Source organism: Bradyrhizobium sp. CCBAU 11386, assembly GCF_028128955.1.
Taxonomy (GTDB): Bacteria; Pseudomonadota; Alphaproteobacteria; order Rhizobiales; family Xanthobacteraceae; genus Bradyrhizobium.
The window spans coordinates 1-961 of record NZ_LBKA01000089.1 but is presented as its reverse complement, the minus strand read 5'-3'; the positions used below and the strand labels follow the sequence as shown (position 1 = coordinate 961).

1 protein-coding gene and 1 pseudogene are annotated in these 961 nt (G+C 60.6%); both read left to right on the top strand.

What is annotated here, in order from left to right; all coding sequences use genetic code 11:
* On the top strand, positions 1-760 hold a 760-nt coding region (locus XI09_RS08525; RefSeq protein ID WP_271566444.1), incomplete at its 5' end, for a hypothetical protein.
* A 4-nt stretch (positions 761-764) separates the two neighbouring features.
* A pseudogene (locus XI09_RS08520) lies at positions 765-961 on the top strand (M12 family metallopeptidase); the annotation flags it as partial.

Sequence of the window (961 nt, the reverse complement as noted above, 5' to 3'; positions counted from 1 at the left end):
ATCCGGTACAGCGTTCGATTACAAGCGGATTCTGAGCGCGACCAGTAGTGAGATCACCCATGTGGGTCCCACTGCTTCAGCCCAGGACACCTATGACCTGATCTGGTCATTCCTGATGAAGCAGAACGCCCAGCTTGCGTCCGACTCGACGCCGGCTGCCGCGGGACCCGCAACGTACGAGCGTGGCTGCTATCGAGGAACGCCTACGGACCTGATCGAGCTCGAGGGACTCGCCGAGAACAAGTACCCGGACCGCGCCGCCTATAAGCGCATCATTGTCGATGCGTCCAAGCCACTGGCGGCTTGGTTGCGGGACAATGCTATTCTCATCGCCGCTAACAATCTCACGCCGGCCATGCCTTCGGAGAGCGCGGAGCCGGCGCAGATGACTTACACGTTTTCGATCCAGGTTACCGGCGGCGTCGAGGCAAAGTACTCCCTCACGTCGTCGCGTTGGACGCCTGCTGCAGTTCAGGCGTCTGCCTCCGCTCAGCAGTTCAGTAATCTCGGAATCTACATCAACGGTCCGAATGCGGTGCTTGCCAACGGAGCCAAATCCGGGTCCGCCGGCTACGCGGCGAAGACGCCGCCGCTTGGATCAAAGGACAATCCAATTTACACAGCTCCCTCGCCGGGAGGAGAGAAGTCGCAGGAATTCCCGGGAGGCGCCGGACGCCGTACGGGCGGCGGACCCCGGACAAATGGATTCATCGTGGCGCCGGTGCCTGTGTTCCCGCCGACCCCAACCCCGACGCAGTAGGACAATGGTTCGCCTCTGGTTGCCCAGACTCGTTCTGCTGCTCGCGCTCTCGATCTCTTTGGGCGCGAATGCTCAGCCTGCGCTTCCTTCGGGAGTGTCCGAAATGGAGCTGTACGGTACGGTCATTCGCGGATCGAAATGGGAGATTAAGGAAATCCCCGTCTGCTGGGAGAATCTGCAGCCGAAGGATCAAAAGTATGC